This window comes from Lysinibacillus sp. JNUCC-52, assembly GCF_015999545.1.
In the GTDB taxonomy this organism is placed as follows: domain Bacteria; phylum Bacillota; class Bacilli; order Bacillales_A; family Planococcaceae; genus Lysinibacillus.
In genome coordinates this window covers 341,484-366,945 of record NZ_CP065546.1, presented here as the reverse complement: position 1 = coordinate 366,945, position 25,462 = coordinate 341,484, and the positions used below count along the sequence as shown (strand labels likewise).

Below are 25,462 nucleotides of genomic sequence, written 5' to 3'. Positions count from 1 at the left end.
ACCTCTTCTCTTTTTGAGTTATAATAATGAACAACCTGTTGTTTATTACAATTTGAATTATAAGTGTGCGTTTGTATGCTTTCAATAATCAAAAATGGTCTTGATGTCGTTTATAGAACACATTTCAGTAATATGTCTGATAAAATTTAGGAGGAGGAAATGTGAAAGAAAATTACAATGATTTACGCGTAGTTCGTACAATTGAATCCATTAAAGAAGCCTTTGTAGCATTAATTGAAGAAAAAGGCTTTGAGTCAATTACAGTAAAGGACATTACAGCAACAGCTAAAATCAATAGAGGAACATTTTACGCACATTATCAGGATAAGTACGATTTAATGAATCGTTGCCAAGAAGAGTTTATGCTAGAAATGTCAAATATCGTAAAACAAAATATAGCTAAATTGGTGGCAAGCATAAATACGAATAATTCAATCTTACAGCCACTTGAAATTGCCGTGTTAATATTTGAATTTTTGGAGCGGAATAGAAAATTTATTAAGGCGATTTTAGGTCCAAATGGTGATTTGTCTTTTCAAACAAAATTAAAAAATTTCATGTGGAAAACGTTATTTGAAAGTACTGAAAATCCCATAAAGCAGGTTAATTTGCTAGTCCCAGGGGAATACTTAGTTTCTTATATTGCCTCAGCTCATATCGGCGTTATTCAACAATGGTTGCTAGAAGATCGAAAAGAAACCCCACAAGAAATGGCTCAAATATTATCTACCATTACGTTAAATGGTCCTTTTTTTGCAGCAGGCTTGAAGAAATAACATAAAAAAGAGACATTTCCTAATTTAATAGGAAATGTCTCATAACTTTCATATAACTTCATTTAGTTTTTATTGATGCAATGGCTTCTATTTCTACGAGTACATCTTTAGGTAGTCTACTTACCTCTACTGTTGATCTTGCAGGACGATGATCTCCCAAATGTCTACTATACTCCTCGTTTAGAAGTGCAAATTGTTGCATGTCCTTTAAAAAAATTGTCGTTTTAACTATATTCTTAATAGAAAGATGTTGAGACTCTAAAATAGCTGCTATATTTTTCATTATTTGATTGGTTTGCGTTATCATATCGCTTTCGACTACTTCATTCGTTGTAGGGTCAACAGGAATTTGTCCAGATAAAAATAGTAAATCGCCTACAATAACCCCTTGAGAGTATGGACCAATGGCCTTTGGTGCCTTGTCCGTGTAAATAATTTGTGTCATTTGCTAATCCATCCTTTTTCTAATTGTTTCGAGTTACAAGTCATACGCGTTGAGTGCATTTACGCTATGAGCAAGTGCTGAACCTGCTTTTAGCGCAGTAGCAACGAAAATCGCTTCAGCTAATTCTTCGCGGGAAACTTCTAATTTCTTTGCATTTTTGACGTGAATTTCAATACAATATGCACAACCAGTTATATGCGCAATCGCAACAGCAATTAACTCTTTATCTTTCTTACTTATGAGCCCTGGCTTCAATGCTTCTAAATCAAACTTATTAAATGCACGAAAAGCTTCGGGACTTAAATCATTCATTTCTTTAAAGCGAGCAATATTGGATTGTTGATATAAATCTTCATTATTCTCTCCATCATATGCCTGGAATGCATTTAAGCCATGTGCTATAGCAGAGCCAGCTTTTAATGCAGTAGCCACCATGATCGCCTCTGCTATTTCTTCCATAGAAATGTTTAATTTTTTTGCATTCGCAACATGAGCATCGATGCAATAAGGACATCCAGTGACATGTGCAGCGGCAATGGCTATTAACTCTTTCGTTTTTTTAGGTATGATTCCATCAGAAAGTGCTAATTTATCGAATTCAGCAAATGCTTTAAACGTCTTTGGTGTTAGTTTTGCAAGCTCAGGTAATCTGCGAATATATGATTTTTGATATAAACTATTATTCTCCATTAAAAATGCCTCCGTTTACTTATTATTCATTGAATTAAATTCAAAATATTCTGAAAATAATGATTAAGAAATACTTTCTACTGCATTTTCATTAGAAGACTCGTCATTCATAACAATGCCTTTTCTCGTAAATGCACTAACAGTTAAACTTACAAAAATATTAACGCCTAATGCAAGAAAACCGATATTGATATCTTGAAGATAAGATGGCCAACTTGGGAACAATTTACTTAAATTTGTACCTGTAGCAGCCTGCCAACCAACAATCGCCACACCAACAATAATCCCTGCAAATACGCCTTGTACTGTGTATGGGTTTTTCTTCAAAAAGCTAAAGACTACGGCAGGTGCAAATTGTGTAACAAGACCATACCCCATTAAAAATAATAACGTAATGGCTCCTCCTCCACTAAACGTAAAGTACAATGCGATTAATGCGACAACAGGAACCGTATAACGTGCAATGATGCCAATTTGCTGATCCGTAGTTTGAGGACGAAGCGGTTTTAATATATTTTTCGCAAAGAGCGTTGCTGCTGACATCAAGATTAATGATCCTGGCACAATGGCAGTTAATAGCCCCGCTGCTCCGATAAAGCCAACGATAACAGGATTAAACGTTTGTGTGGAAATTTTAAATAATGCTAAATCGACATTACCACCCGAAAGATTTGGTACTTGTAAAATAGCGGCTGCTCCCGCAAATAGCACAAATAAGATGAACAAAGCATAAATAGGAAGCATAATGGCATTTTTCCTTAAGGCATTTCCACTTTTTGCTGAAAATGTAGCAACAAATGTATGAGGCCACATATAAAACCCTAAGGATGTTAACATCATCGTCGATACATACCATGAAGCACTTAAACCAGAGTCTGGCAACGATAGAAACCCTGGGTTAGCAACTTCAATTGCCTCCCACATCGGTTGTATACCTCCATAATAATGGAAAGGTAAGTATAGCCCTAAAAATAATACTACTCCTAAAATAAGAAAATCTTTAATTACAGCTGTCCAAGCTGAGCCATGGATACCAGAAACCATCACATAGACAATCATCGCAATTGTACCAATCCAAATCGTGATTTTTGGATCAATCGCACCATAGGAAGCTTCAGATACAATAATGCCTAGACCTTTTAGCTGAATAATTAAATAAGGAATCAGAGCGGCTAACCCTACTACAGCTACTAGCATACCTAGTGCTTTACTTTTATAGGCCTTTTCAAAAAAGTCAGATTGCGATAGTAATTTATGTTTCTTTCCATAGCCCCATATTTTCGGCGTTAACCAATAGGCAATAACATAGTTCAGCATCATAATATTGTAAAATGCTGCACCGCCTTTTCCATACATCCAGCCACTAATACCTAAAAATGCGCTCGTTGTATATATTTCACCAGCCATTAATAAAAAAATGAAAATAGATCCAAAGCCCCTGCCCCCAACACTCCATTGCTCGAGACTCATATCTTTTCCTCTACTTGCTATAACACCTAAAAGTAAAGCAACACATAAGAAAAATGCAATGATTCCTACTGAAATAATCATATTATTCTAGCTCCTCTCTCGCACTAGGATTTATTCGGTGCACTATTAGCATTATGCCTGTCCCTAACAAAATCCATAAAACCATCCAGAAGAGCAGAAATGGAAGACCTAAAACGTAAGGTTCAGCACTTCTTATAAAGGGGATGCCTATAGGCATGCCAAAATATGCAATGAACGATAATAAGTAGCAAAGTCTTTTTCGTGTCATTTTTCTATCTCCTTTTTTCCATCGATTTATGAATATAGCTTATTGTCTTACTAATTGCGCAAAGCCGTTTTCAACAAATAAACTTTTAATATCTCTTTTATCAGGAGTAAATACAATAGGATTTTCATTATCTAAAAAATAAAGTGCGTATTGTACAGTAGCCGCTACACCAAACTTTAATGCATCTTCATCTATGTCAAAATAAACATTATGATGTTCTGCTCCGACTCCTTTTTCTAAATTTTGTATACCGACGAATGCAAAGACACCTGGAAAATATTTTTCATAAAATGCAAATGATTCGGAAGCCATCCAAGCTGGTGTAGCGTACAATGCATCTGCCCCAACTGCATCTTGTACAGCGGCCATTGCTAGTTGAGCACAATCTTTTTGATTGCTGACAATTAAATCACATTCCTTAGGCTCAGTAATAAATTCAAAGGTGCAATGATGCAACTCACAAACCTTTTCTAGTATTCTCTTAAATTCATTAGCTGCATGTGCACCTTGTTCAAAATCTAAATATCTTGCAGTGCCAGAAAACTGTAAACTTTCAGGAATAATATTAATTGCCGTGCCAGAATGAATTGTACCAATTGAATAGGTAATTGTTTTAAACGGATCTAAAGTGCTTAATCGCATTGTTTTTAAATTATTATAAAAATCAGTAAAACAATCTAATGGCGCTATTGACAAATCTGGTCGTGAACCATGACCACTTTGTCCTTTTATGACAACATTAAAACTAAACGAAGCTGCCATTCTCGGTCCTGCTTCAACAGATATCTTTCCTGTCGGCATATCAGATTTTAAATGGATGCCCCAAACACCGTCTGCCCCAATTTCGCATAATCGCTTTAAAAGGCTAAAAATGCCTCCACCCATCTCTTCTCCTTGCTCAAAAGCGAGCAGCACTTTACCTTTTACTTTGTCTTTATTTTGACTTAATATTTTCGCAGCACCTAAAAGCATGGCGGTATGTCCATCATGTCCACAGGTATGAGCAGCTTGGTCAGTATTTGAAACGACTACTTTTTTCATTTTTAAATTCGTTTCTTCTTCTTTCATCGGTAATGCATCTAAATCTGCTCTAAGTATTAACGTTTTCCCAGCTTGATTGCCCTCTATAAAGCCAATAATGCCACCATTAGGCACAATCTCGTAGCCGATTCCCATGCTGCTTAGTTCTTCTGTAACTACTTTTATTGTTCGCACTTCATGTAAACCAATTTCGGGATGTCTATGAAGATCTCGTCTTATACCAATTACATAATCCTCTAATTGTTGTGCCATTTTTAACGAATCAATACTATAGGATGTTTTCATATTACTTCTCACCTTTCCAATTGATTGTTTGTTTCAATATCCTGAAATTCCTTAGCAATTCTTTCAAGTGCTTCTTGAATAAGTGGTCTCGGTGATGGAATACAAATACGTTGGTACCCTTCACCTTCTTTTCCAAATAGGTCCCCATCTTCAAGCAGCACATTCGCTTTATTATAAATTCGATGATGAATTTCTTGTGCTGAAAGACCGTATCCGTTAAAGTCCATCCACATGACATAGGTTCCTTCAGGTATTGTAACTTTCACCGTCGGCAACTTTTCAGCTAGAAAACTTTTCACATAGTCCATCGTGTCATCAATATATTGTGTTAGTTGATCTAACCACTCTTCCCCGTCATTGTAGACAGCAATCAGTGCAGATATCGTAAACGGAGATGGTAACTGCATGCCCATTTTTTCTCTAAAGCTATTTCTCATTTCAGGATTAGTAATAATAACATTCGTACAGTGTAGACCAGCGACATTAAATGTTTTGTTAATGGCCGTGCATGTAATAATATGGTCTGTATTACTTACAATTTTAGCTAATGGTGTAAAGGTTTGATTTTTTCTTATCAAGTCTCCGTGTATTTCATCTGCAATAACGATGACATTGTTTTTTTCACAAATATCTGAAAGCCTTTTCAATTCCTCATTCGTAAAAATTCTTCCTGTCGGGTTATGTGGATTACAAAGAACAAACATTTTAGTGTTCTCTTCTTGTGCCTTGGCTTCAAAATCTTCAAAATCAATTGTGTAATAGCCATCACTGTTACGTATCAATGCATTATTACGAACAATCCTGCCATTTCCTTCAATAGCTGCTGTGAATGGTGGGTAAACAGGACGTTGGATAATAATACTTTCCCCACGTTTAGTTAACGCTCTAACCGCAATATTCAAAGCGTGCACTGTACCAGGACTGTATACAATTTCATCTTTATTGATAGTCCAATTATGTCTTTTTTTAAACCAATGCTGAATCGCTTCAAAGTACTCGTTTGGAAATATGGAGTATCCAAAAATACGATGATCCACTGTTTTATGAAGTGCCTCTATCAATGGTTGAGGTACTGGTAAATCCATATCTGCCGTAAACAATGGTATCGTCTCATGATCATATCTTTCTGTATAACCAATTTCTTTTATTAATTCCTCACCGTCCCACTTTAAGGAATACGTATTTCGGCGCTGAACCATTTCATCAAAATTGTATTGCATTTTATTTCCTCCTCTAACTTTCACCAATATTTCTTTTATAAAGCATTTTTTCAAACGTTTGCATTTAATTTTTCTCAGTTTAGCACCTTAACTGTAAAATGGTCAATAAAAAAATTCAGATTTTTTAAAAAATATCTATTTTGCAAGTAACTATCATTATAAGATTTTTGAATATGTTAGAATAAAATCATTATGTCTAAAATTTTTGAAAGGAGGTTAATCGAATGGATAAGGAGAAAGTTTTTTATGAACTAATGGAAACGCTTTACGAGACATCTAGACTAATAAGCTCCTACGAAAACATTCCTAGAAAATATGGAACTGAAGATGAGCTGTATATGATAGAAGTACATACGCTAAACTTAATTGGTGATCAAGTAAAAACAAATACTTCTGAAATTGCTGATTTAACGAACCGAACGAAAAGTGCAGTTTCTCAAATGGTCGATAAATTAATTAAAAAGGACTTAGCTTTTAAATATAGAAATCCTGACAATTATCGAGAATTGACCATCGAATTAACACCAAAAGGCAAGTTAGTATACGAATATCATAAAAAGTTAGATGAAGAAGAGTATGGAAGCCATTTGAAAAATCTTGAGCAATTTACTGTGGAAGATTTTCAAAATTATATTACGATTTTAAACGTCATTAATCGAAGGACACGAAAAGTACTTAATGATAGAGATTAATGCCATGTAGCGTTTAGTACTATACAGACCTTCTCATAACAAAAAGAGCCATCATAAATACGATGGCTCTTTAGTATTGCCGTTTAGTAAATGTTGAGTTAAAATCCCTTTTCCATTGTTTAGGATTAGCAAGAAATTTCTCGATAATTGTAGGCTTTATGATGGAAAGAAATAATCCCATATCATCTTTCCCTACCTTATTACTTTAATTACACACTAATTTTTGTAAACATCCAAGTTAACGTGAACACGATATACGTTGAAGCAATACACATCCAAATAATATTATATTTTGTGTTTACATCCTTTGTGACAATCAGCTTTTTCAAATAACTAGTTAAATTTAAGCAAAAAACAATTGCGAATATTGGATTAAGCATAAAAGATAAGACTAATATTAAGTCTATCAAATGAATCACTATCCCCTTTTATAAAAAGATAAAGAATCCCCATAATAATAGGAAGACGTTATATTATGAAATAATTATTTTCAGCTAAATCTCCAATACAATAATTCCGCTGTTTCTTTATAAAGTACAGCGCCTGATTTTGCTAAAACTCTATGAGATGCAATATTATCTTTTTCGGTATCAGCAACAACAAACTTCACATTAGGCTGGCTTAACAACCAGTTTTTCATTGAATAAATCGCTTCTGTCATATAGCCATTCCTTTGATATTCAGGCAAAGTGTAATACCCTACTACTACCTCTCCAGAGCAGTTAGGAAGACCTTTTAACATAATTCCGCCAACACTACAGTTTTGACTTTTCGACACAATTAACCAATTGGTATACCAAATATAGTTTTCCTTATCTCGTACTAACTTAGAATGTCGAATTTCCATCGCTTGTTGAAGTTCTGCATCTAAATAGCTAACTGATTCCATTAAGGATAATTGAAGCTCTAACTTTTTTGGGTGATCAATGAGTAATCTTAAGTTTTCTTCATTTAGCGCAAGTATTCTTAATCTTTCTGTGTTCAATTCATTCATACTTATTCTCCTATTATCATTTTTGACATCATTATTAAGACAAAAATATTAAAATAGGTATATGTTATTGGCAGCTACTCCTATTACTATTAATCCAAATTAATGGTGGAATTACATAGTGTAATGCTATATTAATTGGTTATTAGATTTTATCATTAATTATAATTATTGTAAATTAAGTATATGATTAGCTCTACTTAAGGGTGACTGCTTGAACTACATTCAAAAGTATTCAATACAACTACTGAACTTTTCTATTTTTCCAAACCTCCCTATATAAAGTATAATGTCCATATATTAGTGAATCTATTTCTATTGTTTTTTCGAAACTAAAACCGCATTTTTCAATAACATTCAAAGAACTGACATTACGCGGTTGAATGATTGCATTGAGTTGTTCAATATTTGTCTGTTCGAACAAGTAATGAAGTAAGCCTTTTACCGCTTTAGTTGTGTAGCCGCGATTTCTGAAATGTTTTGACATAGCATAGGCAATTTCTTGATTTGGTTCACTCAGCTCTTCTTTCGTTCCAGTATTGCAAAAACCAATCACTTCGCCCGTTGCCTTTAATATAATTGCTAGTTTTAAGTAATTATGACCGTTAATATTAGGAACAGCAGATAAAAACGCTTTGTTGGATGGTATTTCTTCATTAATGATCCAGTTTAATCGTTGTTCTCTCGTAGAACGCCAATCTGGCAAAAACTCATATACTTCTGGTTGTGAAGTAAGCTTATAAATCCCATCGGCATCTTCACTACAAAACTCTCTTAAAAAAATATCACCACAGTCAATTGTAAATAAATTATGCATTGTTAAACCTCCAGTTATTTCTTCTTCGTTAAATCTTTTTTCAAATAGTAATGCTTAAAGTCTCTACCTACATTATACAAAGTCCCAAATACTTGATAACCGTGCTTCTCATAAAATTCTAATGCTTGAAAACTTAATGTATCTACCTTAATAAAATCGCACTGCTTTGCTAAAGCCATCTGCTCAAGTTCTAGTAATAAATTTGTGCCAAATCCTGATTTTCGTATGTCCTCATCTATCATTAAAGTGTGAATTTCTAGCCAATTCCAACATACTTCTGCAAGAATGCCGCCACGAATATTGTCGTTTTCATCTTTAAGGAATATATTCATTTCTTCGTAATTACCTCTTAAATCAACTGGAAAATGCTTTAAATTAAATTTATAAAGTGCGTAATTAACTAGCTGTTTAGCCTTTTCATTTATCTCTTGCGTTACATAAAAAGTCATCATTCATTTCTCCTTTTAGCTTATCTTGTTAGTTAGATTATAGTTGAATGACAGACCATGAAAATACCTTATATTTGTTTCATAAATAAAAATAAGCTATGTGGCAATCAACCACATAGCTTATTTTATCCATTTGTTCTTTTTTCCTTTAGTAGGATGCGTTGAATACTCTTTAAAGATAAATAATATGTTGCACTTAATGTCTCCATATCAGTGCCTGAAAGATAATCCTGATAAATATTATTATTTCTTACTTCTAATTCTTTTTTGGTTGTCGTGCCTGACCCCCAACGTTTCTTGCTATCTTGTCTTCGAGGTATATAAATATATTCACCATCAACATAGTTTTGTATTAACGCGATCAATTCTGCTGGTAACAGATTACTTGCTTTTTTATAGCTCATGTTTGCACTCCTAAATGTTTTATCGTCCTTTTAGGAAGAGCAAAGGCTATTTCATTTCAATATTTTGCAATAGCCTTTGCTATGCAAAAATAGTATGCTTTCTCATACGATCAAGCCTCCTTAACTGAAAAGTTTACAATACAAATTGTACCATATATGTTATAAAAAATATAAATACTATTTTTATGAATAATATTATTATGTAAACTAATATAATATTGAAATATCTAGCCCCCATTAGGAGCTAGATTTAATTGTTCGTGATTGTTTTATAATGTTCGTCGTAAAGTCCTTCACGGATAACGGCTTACTAAAATAATAGCCTTGGACGAATTCACAGCCATGCTCACGAAGCACGTTTAATTCTGCTTCCTCTTCGACTCCTTCAGCTACTACTTTGAGGTTTAAAGCATGCGCCAACGAAATCATTGCGGATATCATCGCTATCCCTGTTTTCTCAGGCAGAATATCACGCACAAATGCCCGATCTATTTTTAATACATCTACAGGGAATTTTTTCAAATAATTTAATGATGAATAGCCCGTTCCAAAATCATCTAATGCAATCGTAATGCCTAATGCTCGTAGCTGCTCAATTGTATTTATCAGCTCTTCTGTATAATCAAGCATACTCATTTCTGTAATTTCAATTTCTAAAGAATGTGGGTCAATTTTTGTTTTTTCAATTACATCGCGTACCATTTCAACAAAACCTGGTGTACTAATATGGATTGGCGAAATATTTACAGCTACACGTAAATTTAATTGAAATGTTTCGTTCCATGCACAAACTTGTGCACAAGCTTTATGTAATACCCATATACCAATATCATTTATAAGCCCACATTCTTCCGCAAATGGGATGAAACGATCTGGTGGCATTTGTCCTAATTCTGGATCATACCAACGAAGCAATGCTTCCATACCTACCACTTGATCTGTTTTTAAATCAATTTTTGGCTGATAATGTAGCTCTAATAAATCCTTTTTTAATGCTTGATGAAGTTTGGTTTCAAGCAATAACCATTTATCATTTGCCTCATCCATATTATGTCGATAAAGCTTATATTGATTCCCACGTGTAGATTTTGCAGCATACATTGCGATATCAGCATTTTTTAATAAATCTTCAATTGAATTAGCATGATCGGGGAAAATGCTAATTCCAATACTAATACTTGCATAAAATTCGTAAGCATCAACGATGAAACTGTCATTGAAAACGGCAATAATTTCTTTTGCCATTTCCTCGATACGAGAAACATCATTTAAAATCATGACGAATTCATCACTGTTATGCCTATAAAATGAATTGGATGTGAAATCTATATTGCGTAAACGGTTTGCCATTTCAACTAGGAACATATCACCAATGATGTGGCCAAGTCCGTCGTTAATGTTTTTAAAACGATTGACATCAATGAAAAATAACGCAAACTTCTCTTCTGTACGTCGGGATTGATGGAATTCATTTTCTAAACGTTGTTCTAATTTACGACGGTTTGGTAACCCTGTTAATTCATCATGATACGCAATATGTGTAATTTTTTTTATGTCCTTTTGTGCAGTAATATCTACTCGAATGGCAATATATTGATATGGTTTGTCATTATCATCGAGAAAAGGAATGATTGTTGTTTTCACCCAGTATAGACTGCCATCTTTTGCACGGTTGCATACCTCACCATTCCACATGGCACCTTTTCCGATTGTTTTCCACATTTCTCTAAAAAATGATTTAGGATGGAAACCCGAGTTTAGTAAACGATGATCTTGTCCAATTAATTCTTCACGCTTATATTTAGAAATTTTACAAAAATGATCATTAACAAAGGTAATTTTTCCTGTCCGATCTGTAATAGCTACTATGATTGAACTGTTCATTGCTGAAAAAATATCTTGTAATTCTTTCAGGCTGTAGTTTACTTGATTAATACTACTAGGCGTGATATTCATCATCTTCATTCTCCGTTCATTAAAATAAGAGGGTTTAGTACTTATTCTTTATATTACAGTGAGGTATAAAGTTGTGGTAGATGGCCCTTTTTTATGTAATTATATTATAGTCTTAGAAAAGCAGTTAATTCAACCCAAATATACAAACTGTACCTATCAAAATTAATAGATTTCTATAAATTAGACAAAAAAGAATGACTTTAAACGCACGTGTTTCAGCAATTTACCATTTTACTTAATTACATTTGTACTACTATTTAAACTATAGAAATACTATTTACCTTGTTAATCACAAATGTCCAAATATATTTATATGTGAAAATGCCTTACTGTCATAGCTGGGCAGTAAGGCATTTTACATGTTAATAGATTTCATATTCAATTTGACCTCCTACCATTTTCGCTTGTTCATGATAAGTTTCAAGTTGTTCCTGTGATAAATTTAATATTTAATAATGAAAATTAATTGGCTCTAATTCATGGCTGTTACATATTTGTCGATAGTATTCATAGCCTTGTCGATAGTCTGTCATATGGCGAACTTCCTTTCGTATGCAGCTTCATTGTAATATTTTAATTGCTCTTGCGATAACTTATTAATATAATAATGAAAATTAATTGGCTCTAAATTAAATTGCTCGCATTTTTTGCAATACAATTCGTAACCTTCTCTATACTGTGCCATTGCTATTCCTCTTTTCTTTGTACTATAACAGTTATTTATTTGTATAAATAATATATAACAGTTATGTTATCAAGTCAATAGTAATTTCTGAAATTTCTTTCATATTCATAAAAGCCCAGTCTACTATATTAGTATGGCTGGGCTTTTCATAAACTATTCACGTTGGCGTCCGTCATAACCACATCCTTTGTAGTTAATGTATTAAATCCCTAATTGTTTCGCTTGCATATTATAAGCTGAAAGTTGTTCTTGTGATAGTTGGATAATGTAATAACGGAAAGAAATTGGCTCTAGCCCATAAAGATCACACATTTCACAATAAAACTCATAACCATCTCGATATTTTGACATCAAAAATTCCTCCTATACAAACTGTTTTATAACAGTTGTTTTTATTTTTATTTAATATATAACAGATTATGCTGTTCGTCAATAGGTTATTCATTTAAAAAGGTGAAAAAAGCCCGATTTCTCAGTAAATTTCAAAGTTGAGAAGTCGGACTTTTATTTATTTGTTCTACCATAACTGTTTCAATAGCCGAAAAACCATTCTCGGAATCCATAACATGATATTCCAGATTACTTCAAATAATAGAGTGTTTCGAAGTTCTGTTAAGCACTTTTTTGTGTACAACTTTATCTTTCTTTTTTTCATGTTAACTCCTAATACAGTTTAGCCAACGATTTGTTTCATTTCATGTATCTGTTCAATATGTCTTTGTTCATGCAGATACACCTGTTCTATCCATTGGTCGAGTGGTAATTTACCAATAGCAGGATGGTTCACTGCCTTTTTTGCCAGCAAAGAAGGATCTTCTATTCCATGCAAAAAAGCAGTAAATTGCTTTCTTGTATCAGCTAGTAGCGTCAAAATTTCATGCTTTTCAAAAGGCGTAGAAGCAGGTTCAACGATTTTTGGCGCTGTAAGCTTTCTTGTTCTATCTTTAATTTGCTGAACATTTTGACGTTCGGGATTCGTATTTTCCTGTGAAGATAACGCCCAAGCAATTGCCTTGATTGTCGAAGCTTCTACTAGCACTAAATGATGGCATATTTGGGCTATACTCCAGCTATCTGCATCAGGTTTTTGGTTGAATTGTGTATCGTTGTAAATTGCTATTTCCTTTAATAACTGCTCTCTTGTGGCACTTAATTGTTCAAGTAATAATGATATCATACTCTATCCCCTTTCTATTTTAAGGTCCTACTCTGAATATATGCGCTGTACTATTTCGTATGCTCCTTTTCTAGCTGTTATCGACAATATTAAATGGGTTATTCTCTAGAACATGTTGTAGCTGTTCATCCTCAATATGTGTATAGATTTGCGTCGTTGCGACACTAGAGTGGCCCAGTATATGTTGTAAACTACGAATATCGGCACCCGCCTTATACATCATTGTTGCGGATGTATGTCGCAGTTTATGAGGCGTTAGTCGATCCTTTTGAAGCCCCGATTGCTTGTTTATTTGTTTGACGATTTTGGCCACTGTTTGGCGTGTAAAGCGCGTTCCTTTTTGCGAAATAAAAAGTGGTTCTTCTCCTTCCCCTTTGTATGACGTTTTGCCGCTTTGTTCATAATTTCGCAGCGCTAAAATACAGCTATCATTCAAATATACTGTCCGTTCCTTATTCCCTTTTCCGATAACAGTTAAATAGCGTCCTTGTATAGATGATGTATTAAGTTGGCAAAGCTCAGAAACTCGAATGCCTAGATTTAAGAAAAACATCATCATGCAATAATTGCGTGGCGATGCACGATGTATTTGAATGCCTTCGATAAATTGTGTTGCCTCATCCATGTTCATATAAATAGGTTTTCTTCGACCAATTTTGGGTGTTTCTAATTCTTCGGCAGGATTCTCTTCAATTAAACGGCGTTTCCCTTTAATGTATTTGAAAAACGATTTTAATGTAGCTACTTTCCGCGCTCTAGCAGAAGCGGAATTTTGTCGTTGTACTTCACAATATTCCATAAATAAGTAGAGATCTTCTAATGTAATATTACGGATTTCTTCTATTGTAATAGTTGCAATACTTATTTTATCTATTTGTGTAATATCCATATCGTTTTCCATAGCTAAGTGGAAACGGAAAAATAATGTTAAATCATATTCGTACTCTTTTCTAGTGCGCTGAGATTTTCCTTTAATTGTCGTTAAGTAGACAAGGAAATCTTTCATTATTTTTGGCAGTTGCGTTTTTTGCATAAAATCACCTCTATTTTCTCTATTTTACCACGAAAAAACGTTCCCAAATATAAATTTGGGAACTTTATTAATAAAAATGTGCCTTTTTACGGTAATAAGAACAAGTGTTCTTCAATGTCTAACAAAAAAAGATGACTTCTAAGTAATTAGAAAACATCTTTGTAAAACGACAACTGTTATGCAATTAACATTATACAGCGAGCTTCATTCGAAAATGGTTTAACTATCTCTTTGTGTTAATCAAACCACAAAGAAATCTATTGACTAGAGAAAAGATTACCCTCTTCATATTTTCTCCATTAGCTTTCGTTTTTTATGCATAATCTGCTCGCCAAATGAATATTAAACTCTAGTATACTACTATGCGCTGAGACGAATCGAAATTGTAAAGGATGGGTAATGGTACAAGTCGATTCGTCTCACAACGCGCGTGGTATTATTTGGATAATTGTAATTATTTAGCGAAAATGCTGTATGTACCATCTATTTGCTTCGTTAGCTTCCAATTAATAGATAATATATTTTGAATTTTCGAAATAATTTCTTCGTCGCAAGATAAATTTTTAATTCCAGTATCTTCTAAGTCAAAATTCTTTGTTGCTTCTAATTCAAAACGAAGATGTAGTAAACGTTGAATGCCTGGTAATGTTACATATTTAATTCGATAATTACCGTGAAAGGCATCAAGAAAAGTTTGTTCCCCTTCTTTATAAAGTGCCAATGTTTCATTAAATTCATATTTGGGTTCGAGATTACACCATGATGACACATCCCCAGTTCGTAATGTCTGTAATATCTCCTCGTCAGTTAAATCTAATTTTGATAGTTTGTCTAATTCATAAGCTTGCATTAAGTTAATGTTTGTCATTTTTACTAGCTCCTTTTATGTATTCCTTATTAGTGTAACACGTTTTTTCTACTACTTAAATTCGGAGGCGGTTCACATGATGAAATTGTATAATTCAGGTTCTTTTTTTGATGAAATGTTAGATGGTGATCAGCCGAAACCACATTATCGCTCATTCTATCGTAAACTTAGTGCTTTTACCGAAGAACAGCTAGAAGAGAAATATCAGCAAGCACAATCAAGCTTTCTTAGACAAGGTATAACATTTACAGTATATGGTGCACAGGGTGGGACGGAGCGAACGATGCCTTTTGATTTTGTACCGATTATTATTCCGCATGAGCAATGGAACTTAATTGAAACAGGAATGAAACAACGAGTAAAAGCCTTAAATTGTTTTTTACAGGATGTTTATAATAAACAGCTAATTGTTAAAGATGGGATTATTCCTAGAAATCTTATCGAACAAAATCCATTTTATTATCCAGAGATGCTTGGTGTACAAGTGCCTATAAATAATCATATTTTCTTAGCTGGCATCGATCTCATTCGCGATGAGAATGGTGTATACCGTGTACTGGAAGATAATTTACGGAATCCTTCAGGCATTTCATATGTTTTTCAAAACCGTTATGTAATGAAGGAAGTATATCCTGAGTTTTTTTCAAAACATACAATCCAATCGCTTGAAAAACAAATGGCCATTATGAAAAAAGCTCTCCTCTCACATCGACCACCTGCTTTACAAGCACGCGGTGAACCAAAAGCAGTACTATTAACAGCAGGAATGTATAACTCTGCTTATTACGACCATGTTTTTTTAGCACAACAACTTAATATTCAGCTTGTGGAAGGACGGGATTTAATTGTTCAAGATTTTAAAGTATATATGAAGACAATTTACGGTCTTGAGCAAATTGATATTATCTATCGACGCATCGATGATGACTTCTTAGATCCTACTGTCTTTCGAGAAGATTCTTTACTAGGAGTGCCCCATTTAATTGAGGCTTATAAGGCGGGAAATATCGCGATTTTGAATGCAGTTGGCAATGGTGTTGCGGATGATAAAGCGATGTATGCGTACGTGCCAGATATGATTCGATATTATTTACATGAGGAGCCAATTATTGAAAATGTGACGACGTATCATTTAGATGATGATAGACAACGCGCATGGGTTCTTGACCACTTACATGAATTAGTCATCAAAAATGTTAGTGCTTCAGGTGGCTACGATATGCTAATTGGACCACATGCAAGTACAGAGGAAATCGCAAGCTTTTATGAAAAAATAGTAAAGCATCCTAAACAATACATTGCACAACCGACAATTCAGTTATCTCGTGCACCAGCCTATCAGCAGGGCAAATTCTATCCTTGTCATGTCGATTTACGTGTTTATGTTATGAATGGTGTTGATATTTTTGTGCTTCCAGGAGGATTATCGCGTGTTGCACTGCAAGAAGGATCATTAATCGTCAATTCATCGCAAGGTGGCGGCGCTAAAGATACGTGGATACTAAAGGAGGAATTACAGCATGCTAAGTCGAGTAGCAGACGCACTATATTGGATGGCAAGATATAGTGAACGAACAGAAACAAATGCTCATATATTACAAGTACAGCTGTTGAATATGCTGGAGCAATCAGGTAAAGAAAATGAATATCTCGATCACTGGGAAGCCATCTTAGATATTTGTGCATCAAAAGAAGAGTTTATATCAAGCTATGAGGTCATTCGTGTCAATCCTCTTATTGAATACCTTTTATTTTCGGAGAACAATAGCAATGCTTTACATGCAACATTAAGAGCAATTCGAGAAAATGCACGCATTACACGAGATAGTATTCCTATTGAGCTTTGGGAATTACACAATGCTTTTTATTTATATATGCAGCAAGAGATTACTGTACGTGAAAGGCCTTTTCCGTTAATTTCTTTAAATTATTTTTTACACAATGTTCGGAAGACATCCTTAACGGTTACGGGCTTAATTGAGGGCTCTATGGAACGTGATTTACCTTTTTATTTTATGCAAGTTGGGAAATGGCTTGAACGTGTAGAGAAAATGATTCGAATGATATTAATTATGCTAGAGCAACAAAAACTAATGGCTAGCAATTTACAAGAAGCAGACGGAACGTTTTTACTTGATTTAGCAAAAGCGACAGAGCCATACTTACGTAAGCACCATCAAACATATTTGATACACGTTATTCAATATTTATTGCATGATGAGCATTTTCCTCGCTCTGTAATTGTTTGCCTAAAAAAACTGGAAGAAGCATTTATGCACATCGAAGAAGACCATCTAACTGCAAGATTTTTAGCACTTAATACGCCATTAAGAGCTTTGTTAACTGCCATTAACAATATCGACTTATCGACGACTTCTTTAGAGGAAGCAATATTTTCAATGGAGGAAAGATTGTGTCAATGTATTGATTTTGGTCATACATTTTCTACAATTTATCATTTATATGAACCCAGCCTACAATCTTGAAAGGAACAATTCACAGCTCCTTTTCAACACGCAAGTCAGTAATCAAAAGGAAGCGGATACAATGAAATTTGAAATTCAACATACAAATATTTTTCAATATGAATCTGAAGTCGATCAAAGCCTAAATACTATCCGCCTAAAGCCTCGGAGTGATGAGCGTCAGCGTTTGCTGTCCTATCGAATTGCTATTTCACCTTCCTCGTTGACGCGTGAGCATGCGGATATTTGGGGCAATACAGTCGGGACATTTTATATTCCTGAGCAACATCAAGAGCTAGAAATAGAAACTACGTCTATCGTCAGTATTCAACGAGCCCCTTTCATTCATCGGATTCAATATTCACCTGAAATGCAGACGATTTTCCATTCTCAACTATTTTACGAACATTATTTGCCCTATTTAAAGTCGACAAGCTTTACCTACATGACGGATGCACAAATAGAAGAAGTTTTTCATGCTATTGGTCATGCAGAAAATCCAGTATTATTTTCACTTAATTTAATGCAATATTTATATTCGACATTTGAATATGATCCAACAGCGACCAATGTCACGACGACTGCAAGTCAGGCATTTGATTTAAAACGTGGTGTTTGTCAGGACTTTACCCATGTCATGTTAGCGATTTTACGTGCTAAAGGAATCCCTGCTCGCTATGTAAGTGGCTATTTATATGTTGATGAAAATTCAGCTTTAATTGGTGATATCGCAACACATGCCTGGGTTGAAGTAATGATACCTGGCATCGGGTGGATTGGCTTAGACCCTACAAATAATGTGGAAGTATTAGAAAATCACATTATTTTATGCATTGGTCGAGACTACACAGATATTAGTCCCGTCGAAGGTGTCTATTCAGGTGGCAAGCATAATTTGACGGTCAAAGTAAATGTAAAAGCTTTAACACATTTTTAATAGAGCGTGCAGTAAATCATGTGAAAACATCTTTTACTGCACATTTATTTAAATCTTTCTCCACGCTCGGTTAGCACCCATTTTCGAACATAGCCCATGTTTTGTTGAATCGTTTCAATTGTTTTTTCACTTTGTAAAGCCTTTTGGAGTACAGTATAACGGACATCCGTCGCTCGTACATTCGTGCCAATATCTTTAGATATCGTTTGAAATATCCGCTCTATTGTTTTCGTTGTAATCGGTTTTGTTTGACTAGCCTCACTAACCCAAAGCCATTCGCCCACTTTCTTCTCATGCAATTCCTCTGTTGCCCCTTTATACTGCAGCAACATTTCCATTAACACATTTGAAAGCTTCATTTCTCTTTTTCCATTTCGATTGGCAATAGACATATGTAAATTATCCGTGGAGAGATGTGTCCATTTCATCCGAACAAGTTCTGCTGGCTTACAACCTGTTTCGATAAACATTTGCACAATACAACCATTTCTTCGTGCAAGCCAAGCATGCTCTTGTGTTTTCGCATATTGAAAATATGTTGGCCATACATCTACAATGCTCATTAATTGCTCTTTCGTAAGCAACTTTAATGTGTCTTTACCTCTCTTTTTAGGCTGTAAAATACTTTCATAATCGAATGGTTCTACCCATTCTCGCAAAAAAATAAAGTCTACAAAACTACGAAGTGAAGCGATTTTATGATTGAATGTATTTACATTTGGATAGTGCTCCTTTAAATAATTACTATATATAAATATTAATTCTTTGAATTGGCTGTCTACATTTTCAATATTTTGCTCACTTGCAAATGCTAAAAATTGCTGTCCATCTATATTGTATTGCTTTTTAGTAGCTGCACTTTTCTTTAAAGAATCTAAAAGCAATAAATAGCTTTGCCATGCCTCCTTTAATTTTACCATTTTTCTCCCTCCTTATTAGATTGGGCGTAAGTTAGTTTCATTTTATAATATATAGAGGGCGTGTAGTAAAGTTTTTTTACAAACTATAGTGTCGGATAATCTGTAACAAAGGAATAGATGACCGCTTCTCGATTGGAAATGTCTCTTAGTTAAAAAGAAACAAATGTTCCTATAGTAGTTTCTCATATGTTTTAATTTTTTACAATAGTAATCTTCTGTTGTAGTACAATCACTTGAATATGCTTGTAATTTTGTATAACAGGCTAAAAATACATGAAAATTCGTATTATTTAGTGTTTCCCCTTCTTTGTGTTATATAATATAAGTATTATCTTAATGTAGGGGGCTTTTCAATTATGCAAGTAAGAACGACTCGTCTTGAGGCTGAGGATGCCAAAATTATTTATCAGGAAACGGCAGGGCTTGCGATTATCACTATTCACAGACCGCAGGCGAAAAATGCGTTAACAGCAAATATGTGGGAACAATTAGCTAACATTGCCCTAAAAGTGTTAGATAATCCGAAAAATAAAGTGCTAATTTTACGTGGTTCTGGTGAAAACTTTACTGCTGGCTCTGATATTAAAGAATTTAACGCCATTTCACTTGAAAAAGCTGAGGAAGCATTTTTACATATGGAAAAAACGATTTCAACGATAGAACGTTTACCAATTCCTACTATTGGTGTTATTAATGGTCCTGCGATGGGCGCTGGCTTAGAGCTGGCTTTAGCTTGTGATATTCGAATCGGCTCTGAAAAAGCGAAATTAGGCATTCCAGTAGGTAAATTAGGCATCACACTAAACAATAAATTCGCTCAACGCCTTGTCCAACTTGTCGGCCCTTCTACAACGAAGGATTTAGTATTTACTGGTCGTATGTTTAAAGCTGAGGAAGCATTTAAACTTGGCATGCTCAACTACTTAGTTGCTGAAAAGGACATAAATAAATATATGATTCGAATGGGTAAGCTTGTTGCTGGTATGTCACCAGAATCATTACTAGCTGTAAAACAATCTGTACAAGAATGTATCGATAGTGTACCAGCACTTTGGCAAGGCTCTACACCATTTGTAGGCAGCGATTTTACAGAAGGCTGTCGCGCCTTTGTCGAAAAACGTCAACCACAATTTACTCGCCCGTCTAAATAAAAATACAGGTACTCTTCTCGCCTTTTTGCGTATGGAGTACCTGTATTTTATTTTCGTTTATGCATCGCGGGATGAACGTAAAGATTAATGACATCTAGTTCATAGCCAAAATGTTGAAGGAACGAACGTTGTACTTCTTCTTGCAATAGATAGAGTCGTCTTGGTAATAAATAATCAATCGGCATTTTTAATTGCAATGATATAGTTGCCTTAGCCTGTTCTCCAAGACTAAAGTGGATATGCTCAACCTTCTGCACGATATCTTGCTCATTACAGCAATACGTAAGTAACTGTACATATACCTGTTTTTCAATTTCAATATATTCTTGTTGGAAATCAGGTCGAACGATTGTTGTTTCACCGATTTTTTCACGCTTTGGAGTGAAAATCTCTTTCCCTTTTTGAATAAGTCGTTTAAAGAAATTTTGCTCGACTTGGCGATACGGTATCGGCATAACATGCTTACCTTGTGTCTGGCGAATAAATTTCGCTTTTTGAATTTCTTTTTGCGAGCGAATATCTTCAACATAATAATACGTTTCGATAGGTCCTAACTGTAAACGCGCAGCAATATTTTTCGTCATTTTATCTGACGTGCCAATGAGTAAAATAGATTGTACATTGTATGTATCGAGTGCTTTTATAACTTCCTCACGATGAGTTTCCTCTGTGAAAATTGCACGTCGTACAGCTGTTATCGTATTTTTTTCAAATTTTGCGGATATGCCCGCTACTTTTACACCATTGACGATAAGTAAACCATCATCGATGATCGCTTCTACACCGATTTTATGTGCAAAAACTAGAGCACTAGTACTTTTCCCTGTTCCACTCGGTCCACTTAACGAACAAACCTTCATCAATACAACCACCTTCCTCGTTTCATAATAGCAGAATTAACACTTTTATTTGCTAATATAAACAAGATACTATCATGTACACAAGTTTTTCTCATATTAGCTTAAATATTTACGCTAGCCTACGCAAGCATCTTCTCCATTAATAGAATATATTCTTTTTTCAGAATAACTTTCCCTTTCTGTGCTTTAGTATGTTAAAATGTGAACTACTATTCTGTTATAGAACTATAAGGAGTGTACTAGTTTTGAAAATCGTACCATCAAAAAAAATGTCTTTATTTACACCAGCAATTTTTGGAGATTTAAAGAGCTTTGCAAAGCAACAACAAGAAAAAGGAATGTCTTTGATTGATTTAAGCTTAGGTAGCCCAGACCTTCCACCACATGCGAAAATTCGCGAGCATTTATCGTATCGAGCTAGCTTAGAAGAATCATATGGCTATACGTTAAGTGGCACACAACGTTTTTACGATGCAGTGAGCCGTTACTATAAACGCCGTAGTAATGTTGATTTGGATCCTGCAAGTGAAATTATTCAAACAATAGGCTCTCAAGAAGGATTAGTCCATTTGCCTATCGCATTTTGTGATCCAGGAGACATCGTACTGTCAACAAACCCAGCGTACGTTGCTTATGATGCGGGCATTCATCTAGCAGGTGCAACACCTTACTATATGCCTCAAACAGCCGAAAACAATTATTTACCAGATTTAGATGCAGTGCCAGAAGAGATTGCCCAAAAAGCAAAACTACTTATTTTAAATCTCCCAGGGAATCCAGTACCTGCGATGCCTTCTCTTGCTTATTTCGAAAAGGTCATTGCTTTTGCTAAAAAATATAACGTAATTGTGCTACATGATGCAGCATACTCAGAGTTTTATTTTACTGGTGAAGGTCCAATTAGCTTTTTAGCAACACCAGGCGCAAAAGAAGTAGGGATGGAAATTAATTCGCTTTCAAAAAGCTTCAGCTTAGCTGGAACACGCATTGCCTATATTGCTGGTAATGCCGAAATGATTGCTATATTAAAGCAACTAAAATCAAATTTAGACTTCGGTATTTTTGAACCAATTCAAGATGCTGCAGTTGTTGCACTAGATAATGCAGAAGAAATTACTGCAAACTTGCGTGCCACTTTCTCAGCGCGTCATAAAACATTAATGAACGGCTTACATGACTTAGGTTGGGATGCAGCCCCTTCAGATGGTGGTATGTTCGTTTGGGCAAAATATCCGTACGATATTGACTGTACTGAATTGGCATTTAAGCTAATCGAGCAAATCGGTGTTGTGACAGTACCAGGAACAGTTTTTGGAACAGCAGGACAAGGTTATTTGCGCCTAGCACTTGTGCAGCCAAAGGATGTATTGCAAGAAGCAGTAGATCGTTTGAAAAACGTTTCAATTTAATATTAATTCAAAAAGCATGTGATACGGGATTCTCCCCTTTCACATGCTTTTTTTACTAAAAACACAGCTACCGCATCCACGCAGTAGCTGTGTTTTGTTACACATCATATTTTTGGACTTCTTCATCCTCATAGCGATTGTATCGTCTCTTAAATAACTTAAATAAATGAGTTACTAAAACTTTAAAAATCGCATAGCCTGGAATCCCTAAAATAACACCTGGTACACCAAATAGCGAACCTGCTGTTAGTAATACGAAAATGATGGATACTGGGTGGATACTCAATGATTTCCCCATTATTTGAGGAGAAATAAACTTCCCTTCAATCAACTGCACAACTGTCCAAACGATGGCTAGTTTTACAAGCATAAATGGCGAATTTACAAGCGCGATAATGGCTGCTGGTGTAATAGCGATTACTGGTCCTAAGTATGGAACGACACTAGTAATCATCGCTAGGAAGCCAAGTAGCAAAGCATATTTCATGCCGATAATTAAGAAGCCAATTGTCACCATTGCACCGATACACATTGAAACTAAAATTTGCCCTTGTATGTAAGAACTAATTTGCTTGTCCATATCGTGTAAAACATCATGTAAACCGTCGCGCATGCGCGGAGGGCAAATTTTCATGACAAATCTCGGTAGTTTTTCTCCATCTTTCAGTAAATAAAATAAAATAAACGGTACTGTAACGAGCGACAATATAATGCCCGTTAATGTTGATAGAAATCCTGTTATACCAGTAGCAACACCTTGGGCTAAATTTGCCGCAGTATCTTTTACTGTTTCGATAATATCTGTCGTGAAATTCATCACAACTTTTTCATAGTTAAAATCCATATTGGCTAAATACTCATTTACGCGTGAGTTATTCAAGTATTCTACAATATTTTGAGTTAGTGCCATAAAATACACAGGGAATTCTTGTGCTAAATTCGTAAATTGATCCCGTAAAAAAGGATAAACGAGCACGACGAGTAACGTAATGACGCCAATGACACCGATATATAAAATTAAGATGCCCCATGCTCTTGGGATACGCCATTTTTCAAGTATTCCTAATAATGGTCGTAATAAATAATATCCTATTACGGCAAGCACCCCTGGTAAAATAACAACTTCGAATAATACTTGTAGCGGGGTAAATATGAAGGAAACTTTTCCAAACATAAAAATCACACATGCGAGTAATAATAAAATAATCAACGTAAATAATAAATTTTTACCACCTAAAAAGCGGATAAACTTTGTCGAAAAAAAGTTTGAATGCTCCCTTGGTCTTTGTTCTTTCATATTCACACCCCAATCCAAATGCTCACCAACGCTCACCTATATTTTACAGGATAATGTTGGCTTTTGCGAAACATCACTCTAAGGAAATCCCTAAAAATTTACTTAAAAACTCTTTATTTTTCTGTTCATCAATAACAATTGCTGACCCTGCATGGCTAAAGTTTTGGAAATCATAGCTGCCTTCAATTGGTACTGTCGCTTTCTCTATTGATATTTTCCCTTTAGACACCATTTTTAAAACTTGTTGTATTTCACCTGCAGACGAATAATCCGTAGTCACATAGCCTTGGGCTGCACCGACGAATTTTGGTAAGTTCAATACATTTTGGGGTGCTACTATTTCATTTTTTAATGCTTCAATTACTTTTTGCTGGCGTGCTACACGACCAAAGTCACCTTCCGCATCATGACGGAACCGCGCATAGCCTAATAATTCTTGACCATTAAGGTTATGTGTACCTTTAGTAAGCGTAACGCCAATTTTTTCAGACATATCTTTTTCTACATCTATTTCCACACCATTCGGTGCTAAAATATCAACAAGTGATTCAAAATTTTTAAAATCTACAAGTGCATAATGATGAATTGGTAATCCAAACATATTACTTAATGTATCTTTTAACAGTTGAACGCCACCTAAATAGTATGCGGTATTTAGTTTATAGGATTGGTAACCAGGAATGTCTGCATAAATATCTCGCATAAATGAAACAAGCTTGATATCATTGTTTTTCTTATTCCAAGATAATACCATCATTGTATCTGTTCGTGATTTTTCTTCACCACGTGTATCAATTCCTAGTAATAAATAGTTTTCAATATCACCATTTATTTGATCTCCATTAAAATCTTCTTGTGCTACCTTTGTGTCAGTTGCTAATTGTAAACCACTGCGATATTGCATAATGCTATATCCTGCAATTACAATGACACAGAGTAATAAAAACGTAAACAATGCTCTCCCTTTACGCAATCGACGTTTTTTCGGTCGTTGCGAGCGTCTTGTATACTCTTGCTCTTCCATATCAATATAACTCCTCTATTTTTTTATAGTTAATGTAACGATTGCTAGTAAGGAAAGTTTCATTTTTCTTTCTAACTTCATCCACATCTCTCTATTCGTTATTTTACACCC

General features: G+C 34.7%; 27 protein-coding genes. 7 read left to right on the top strand and 20 right to left on the bottom strand.

All coding sequences use genetic code 11. The features are described from left to right. The first annotated feature begins 161 nt into the window (after nt 1-161). The gene (locus JNUCC52_RS02050) at nt 162-776 is read left to right on the top strand and encodes a TetR/AcrR family transcriptional regulator (RefSeq protein WP_337981204.1); all 615 of its coding nucleotides are present in this window, start codon (nt 162-164) and stop codon (nt 774-776) included. 58 nt (nt 777-834) lie between these two features. Here JNUCC52_RS02050 and JNUCC52_RS02045 read toward each other — a convergent pair whose 3' ends face one another. The 6 genes from JNUCC52_RS02045 to JNUCC52_RS02020 form a co-directional block, all read right to left on the bottom strand. After that, nucleotides 835-1,221, bottom strand: coding sequence for a RidA family protein (locus JNUCC52_RS02045; protein WP_172771504.1), 387 nt, complete (start codon nt 1,219-1,221; stop codon nt 835-837). Nucleotides 1,222-1,254: 33 nt separating this feature from the next. Beyond that, entirely contained in the window at nt 1,255-1,911 is a 657-nt protein-coding gene (locus JNUCC52_RS02040) for a carboxymuconolactone decarboxylase family protein (RefSeq protein WP_172771505.1), read from the bottom strand. 63 nt (nt 1,912-1,974) lie between these two features. Continuing rightward, a complete protein-coding gene (locus JNUCC52_RS02035; protein WP_172771506.1) occupies nt 1,975-3,462 on the bottom strand; it encodes a sodium:solute symporter family protein in 1,488 nt (495 codons plus the stop codon). A gap of 1 nt (nt 3,463) precedes the next feature. Then, nucleotides 3,464-3,670 carry a DUF3311 domain-containing protein gene (locus tag JNUCC52_RS02030; RefSeq protein WP_172771507.1) on the bottom strand — a complete coding sequence of 69 codons (207 nt, stop codon included), beginning with the start codon at nt 3,668-3,670 and terminating at the stop codon, nt 3,464-3,466. Nucleotides 3,671-3,709: 39 nt separating this feature from the next. Continuing rightward, complete coding sequence (locus JNUCC52_RS02025; RefSeq protein WP_337981203.1) at nt 3,710-4,996, bottom strand: amidohydrolase; 1,287 nt, start codon at nt 4,994-4,996, stop codon at nt 3,710-3,712. Nucleotides 4,997-5,004: 8 nt separating this feature from the next. Continuing rightward, complete coding sequence (locus JNUCC52_RS02020; protein WP_337981202.1) at nt 5,005-6,216, bottom strand: MalY/PatB family protein; 1,212 nt, start codon at nt 6,214-6,216, stop codon at nt 5,005-5,007. A gap of 224 nt (nt 6,217-6,440) precedes the next feature. Between JNUCC52_RS02020 and JNUCC52_RS02015 the strand changes: the two genes are divergently transcribed. Continuing rightward, on the top strand, nt 6,441-6,908 hold the full coding sequence (locus tag JNUCC52_RS02015; RefSeq protein WP_172771510.1) for a MarR family winged helix-turn-helix transcriptional regulator: 468 nt from the start codon (nt 6,441-6,443) through the stop codon (nt 6,906-6,908). Between the two features lie 490 nt (nt 6,909-7,398). Here JNUCC52_RS02015 and JNUCC52_RS02010 read toward each other — a convergent pair whose 3' ends face one another. The 10 genes from JNUCC52_RS02010 to JNUCC52_RS01965 form a co-directional block, all read right to left on the bottom strand. Then, on the bottom strand, nt 7,399-7,902 hold the full coding sequence (locus JNUCC52_RS02010; protein ID WP_337981201.1) for a GNAT family N-acetyltransferase: 504 nt from the start codon (nt 7,900-7,902) through the stop codon (nt 7,399-7,401). A 241-nt stretch (nt 7,903-8,143) separates the two neighbouring features. Then, complete coding sequence (locus JNUCC52_RS02005) at nt 8,144-8,716, bottom strand: GNAT family N-acetyltransferase (protein ID WP_337981200.1); 573 nt, start codon at nt 8,714-8,716, stop codon at nt 8,144-8,146. A gap of 14 nt (nt 8,717-8,730) precedes the next feature. Then, entirely contained in the window at nt 8,731-9,165 is a 435-nt protein-coding gene (locus tag JNUCC52_RS02000) for a GNAT family N-acetyltransferase (protein WP_337982168.1), read from the bottom strand. 125 nt (nt 9,166-9,290) lie between these two features. Then, a complete protein-coding gene (locus JNUCC52_RS01995; RefSeq protein ID WP_139860477.1) occupies nt 9,291-9,569 on the bottom strand; it encodes a CD3324 family protein in 279 nt (92 codons plus the stop codon). Nucleotides 9,570-9,806: 237 nt separating this feature from the next. Continuing rightward, nucleotides 9,807-11,528: a putative bifunctional diguanylate cyclase/phosphodiesterase gene (locus JNUCC52_RS01990; protein ID WP_139860479.1), complete on the bottom strand. Its 1,722-nt coding sequence runs from the start codon at nt 11,526-11,528 to the stop codon at nt 9,807-9,809. A gap of 526 nt (nt 11,529-12,054) precedes the next feature. Then, a complete protein-coding gene (locus JNUCC52_RS01985) occupies nt 12,055-12,210 on the bottom strand; it encodes a transcriptional regulator (protein WP_172771515.1) in 156 nt (51 codons plus the stop codon). Nucleotides 12,211-12,411: 201 nt separating this feature from the next. Beyond that, nucleotides 12,412-12,561: a transcriptional regulator gene (locus JNUCC52_RS01980; protein ID WP_172771516.1), complete on the bottom strand. Its 150-nt coding sequence runs from the start codon at nt 12,559-12,561 to the stop codon at nt 12,412-12,414. 322 nt (nt 12,562-12,883) lie between these two features. Further along, nucleotides 12,884-13,387, bottom strand: a complete 504-nt coding sequence (locus JNUCC52_RS01975) for a DinB family protein (protein ID WP_337981199.1) — start codon at nt 13,385-13,387, stop codon at nt 12,884-12,886. 70 nt (nt 13,388-13,457) lie between these two features. After that, nucleotides 13,458-14,420: a tyrosine recombinase XerC gene (locus tag JNUCC52_RS01970; protein WP_172771518.1), complete on the bottom strand. Its 963-nt coding sequence runs from the start codon at nt 14,418-14,420 to the stop codon at nt 13,458-13,460. A 454-nt stretch (nt 14,421-14,874) separates the two neighbouring features. After that, nucleotides 14,875-15,288 carry a hypothetical protein gene (locus JNUCC52_RS01965; RefSeq protein WP_337981198.1) on the bottom strand — a complete coding sequence of 138 codons (414 nt, stop codon included), beginning with the start codon at nt 15,286-15,288 and terminating at the stop codon, nt 14,875-14,877. Nucleotides 15,289-15,364: 76 nt separating this feature from the next. Between JNUCC52_RS01965 and JNUCC52_RS01960 the strand changes: the two genes are divergently transcribed. The 3 genes from JNUCC52_RS01960 (at nt 15,365) to JNUCC52_RS01950 (ending at nt 18,690) form a co-directional block, all read left to right on the top strand. Then, nucleotides 15,365-16,855, top strand: coding sequence for a circularly permuted type 2 ATP-grasp protein (locus JNUCC52_RS01960; protein WP_172771520.1), 1,491 nt, complete (start codon nt 15,365-15,367; stop codon nt 16,853-16,855). Beyond that, nucleotides 16,809-17,774 (top strand): alpha-E domain-containing protein, encoded by a 966-nt coding sequence (locus tag JNUCC52_RS01955; protein WP_337981197.1) that lies wholly within the window; start codon nt 16,809-16,811, stop codon nt 17,772-17,774. Before JNUCC52_RS01960 ends, JNUCC52_RS01955 begins: the two co-directional genes overlap by 47 nt. Before the next feature lie 61 nt (nt 17,775-17,835). Continuing rightward, nucleotides 17,836-18,690 carry a transglutaminase family protein gene (locus tag JNUCC52_RS01950; RefSeq protein ID WP_337981196.1) on the top strand — a complete coding sequence of 285 codons (855 nt, stop codon included), beginning with the start codon at nt 17,836-17,838 and terminating at the stop codon, nt 18,688-18,690. 44 nt (nt 18,691-18,734) lie between these two features. Here the strand turns inward: JNUCC52_RS01950 and JNUCC52_RS01945 are convergent, their stop codons facing one another. Next, the gene (locus JNUCC52_RS01945) at nt 18,735-19,610 is read right to left on the bottom strand and encodes a tyrosine-type recombinase/integrase (protein ID WP_337981195.1); all 876 of its coding nucleotides are present in this window, start codon (nt 19,608-19,610) and stop codon (nt 18,735-18,737) included. A gap of 356 nt (nt 19,611-19,966) precedes the next feature. Between JNUCC52_RS01945 and JNUCC52_RS01940 the strand changes: the two genes are divergently transcribed. Then, complete coding sequence (locus JNUCC52_RS01940) at nt 19,967-20,761, top strand: enoyl-CoA hydratase/isomerase family protein (protein ID WP_337981194.1); 795 nt, start codon at nt 19,967-19,969, stop codon at nt 20,759-20,761. Nucleotides 20,762-20,808: 47 nt separating this feature from the next. Here JNUCC52_RS01940 and JNUCC52_RS01935 read toward each other — a convergent pair whose 3' ends face one another. Next, nucleotides 20,809-21,621, bottom strand: a complete 813-nt coding sequence (locus tag JNUCC52_RS01935) for a hypothetical protein (RefSeq protein WP_337982167.1) — start codon at nt 21,619-21,621, stop codon at nt 20,809-20,811. Between the two features lie 245 nt (nt 21,622-21,866). Between JNUCC52_RS01935 and JNUCC52_RS01930 the strand changes: the two genes are divergently transcribed. Continuing rightward, a complete protein-coding gene (locus JNUCC52_RS01930) occupies nt 21,867-23,030 on the top strand; it encodes an aminotransferase class I/II-fold pyridoxal phosphate-dependent enzyme (RefSeq protein WP_172771526.1) in 1,164 nt (387 codons plus the stop codon). A gap of 97 nt (nt 23,031-23,127) precedes the next feature. Here the strand turns inward: JNUCC52_RS01930 and JNUCC52_RS01925 are convergent, their stop codons facing one another. Both JNUCC52_RS01925 and JNUCC52_RS01920 read right to left on the bottom strand, forming a co-directional pair. Beyond that, on the bottom strand, nt 23,128-24,327 hold the full coding sequence (locus JNUCC52_RS01925; RefSeq protein ID WP_172771527.1) for an AI-2E family transporter: 1,200 nt from the start codon (nt 24,325-24,327) through the stop codon (nt 23,128-23,130). Nucleotides 24,328-24,400: 73 nt separating this feature from the next. Further along, nucleotides 24,401-25,351, bottom strand: coding sequence for an LCP family protein (locus tag JNUCC52_RS01920; protein ID WP_172771528.1), 951 nt, complete (start codon nt 25,349-25,351; stop codon nt 24,401-24,403). Between the last annotated feature and the right edge of the window lie 111 nt (nt 25,352-25,462).

Excerpts from the sequence above, each read along its gene's own strand:
- JNUCC52_RS01985 (WP_172771515.1), bottom strand. The coding sequence starts at position 12,210 with ATGGCACAGTATAGAGAAGGTTACGAATTGTATTGCAAAAAATGCGAG.
- JNUCC52_RS01925 (WP_172771527.1), bottom strand. The coding sequence starts at position 24,327 with ATGAAAGAACAAAGACCAAGGGAGCATTCAAACTTTTTTTCGACAAAG.
- JNUCC52_RS02045 (WP_172771504.1), bottom strand. The coding sequence starts at position 1,221 with ATGACACAAATTATTTACACGGACAAGGCACCAAAGGCCATTGGTCCA.
- JNUCC52_RS01950 (WP_337981196.1), top strand. The coding sequence starts at position 17,836 with ATGAAATTTGAAATTCAACATACAAATATTTTTCAATATGAATCTGAA.
- JNUCC52_RS02005 (WP_337981200.1), bottom strand. The coding sequence starts at position 8,716 with ATGCATAATTTATTTACAATTGACTGTGGTGATATTTTTTTAAGAGAG.
- JNUCC52_RS01965 (WP_337981198.1), bottom strand. The coding sequence starts at position 15,288 with ATGACAAACATTAACTTAATGCAAGCTTATGAATTAGACAAACTATCA.
- JNUCC52_RS02000 (WP_337982168.1), bottom strand. The coding sequence starts at position 9,165 with ATGACTTTTTATGTAACGCAAGAGATAAATGAAAAGGCTAAACAGCTA.
- JNUCC52_RS01920 (WP_172771528.1), bottom strand. The coding sequence starts at position 25,351 with ATGGAAGAGCAAGAGTATACAAGACGCTCGCAACGACCGAAAAAACGT.
- JNUCC52_RS02040 (WP_172771505.1), bottom strand. The coding sequence starts at position 1,911 with ATGGAGAATAATAGTTTATATCAAAAATCATATATTCGCAGATTACCT.
- JNUCC52_RS02025 (WP_337981203.1), bottom strand. The coding sequence starts at position 4,996 with ATGAAAACATCCTATAGTATTGATTCGTTAAAAATGGCACAACAATTA.
- JNUCC52_RS01970 (WP_172771518.1), bottom strand. The coding sequence starts at position 14,420 with ATGCAAAAAACGCAACTGCCAAAAATAATGAAAGATTTCCTTGTCTAC.
- JNUCC52_RS01960 (WP_172771520.1), top strand. The coding sequence starts at position 15,365 with ATGATGAAATTGTATAATTCAGGTTCTTTTTTTGATGAAATGTTAGAT.
- JNUCC52_RS01980 (WP_172771516.1), bottom strand. The coding sequence starts at position 12,561 with ATGTCAAAATATCGAGATGGTTATGAGTTTTATTGTGAAATGTGTGAT.
- JNUCC52_RS01940 (WP_337981194.1), top strand. The coding sequence starts at position 19,967 with ATGCAAGTAAGAACGACTCGTCTTGAGGCTGAGGATGCCAAAATTATT.
- JNUCC52_RS02015 (WP_172771510.1), top strand. The coding sequence starts at position 6,441 with ATGGATAAGGAGAAAGTTTTTTATGAACTAATGGAAACGCTTTACGAG.
- JNUCC52_RS02010 (WP_337981201.1), bottom strand. The coding sequence starts at position 7,902 with ATGAATGAATTGAACACAGAAAGATTAAGAATACTTGCGCTAAATGAA.
- JNUCC52_RS01975 (WP_337981199.1), bottom strand. The coding sequence starts at position 13,387 with ATGATATCATTATTACTTGAACAATTAAGTGCCACAAGAGAGCAGTTA.
- JNUCC52_RS02020 (WP_337981202.1), bottom strand. The coding sequence starts at position 6,216 with ATGCAATACAATTTTGATGAAATGGTTCAGCGCCGAAATACGTATTCC.
- JNUCC52_RS02035 (WP_172771506.1), bottom strand. The coding sequence starts at position 3,462 with ATGATTATTTCAGTAGGAATCATTGCATTTTTCTTATGTGTTGCTTTA.
- JNUCC52_RS01955 (WP_337981197.1), top strand. The coding sequence starts at position 16,809 with ATGCTAAGTCGAGTAGCAGACGCACTATATTGGATGGCAAGATATAGT.
- JNUCC52_RS01935 (WP_337982167.1), bottom strand. The coding sequence starts at position 21,621 with ATGAAGGTTTGTTCGTTAAGTGGACCGAGTGGAACAGGGAAAAGTACT.
- JNUCC52_RS01990 (WP_139860479.1), bottom strand. The coding sequence starts at position 11,528 with ATGATGAATATCACGCCTAGTAGTATTAATCAAGTAAACTACAGCCTG.
- JNUCC52_RS01995 (WP_139860477.1), bottom strand. The coding sequence starts at position 9,569 with ATGAGCTATAAAAAAGCAAGTAATCTGTTACCAGCAGAATTGATCGCG.
- JNUCC52_RS01945 (WP_337981195.1), bottom strand. The coding sequence starts at position 19,610 with ATGGTAAAATTAAAGGAGGCATGGCAAAGCTATTTATTGCTTTTAGAT.
- JNUCC52_RS02030 (WP_172771507.1), bottom strand. The coding sequence starts at position 3,670 with ATGACACGAAAAAGACTTTGCTACTTATTATCGTTCATTGCATATTTT.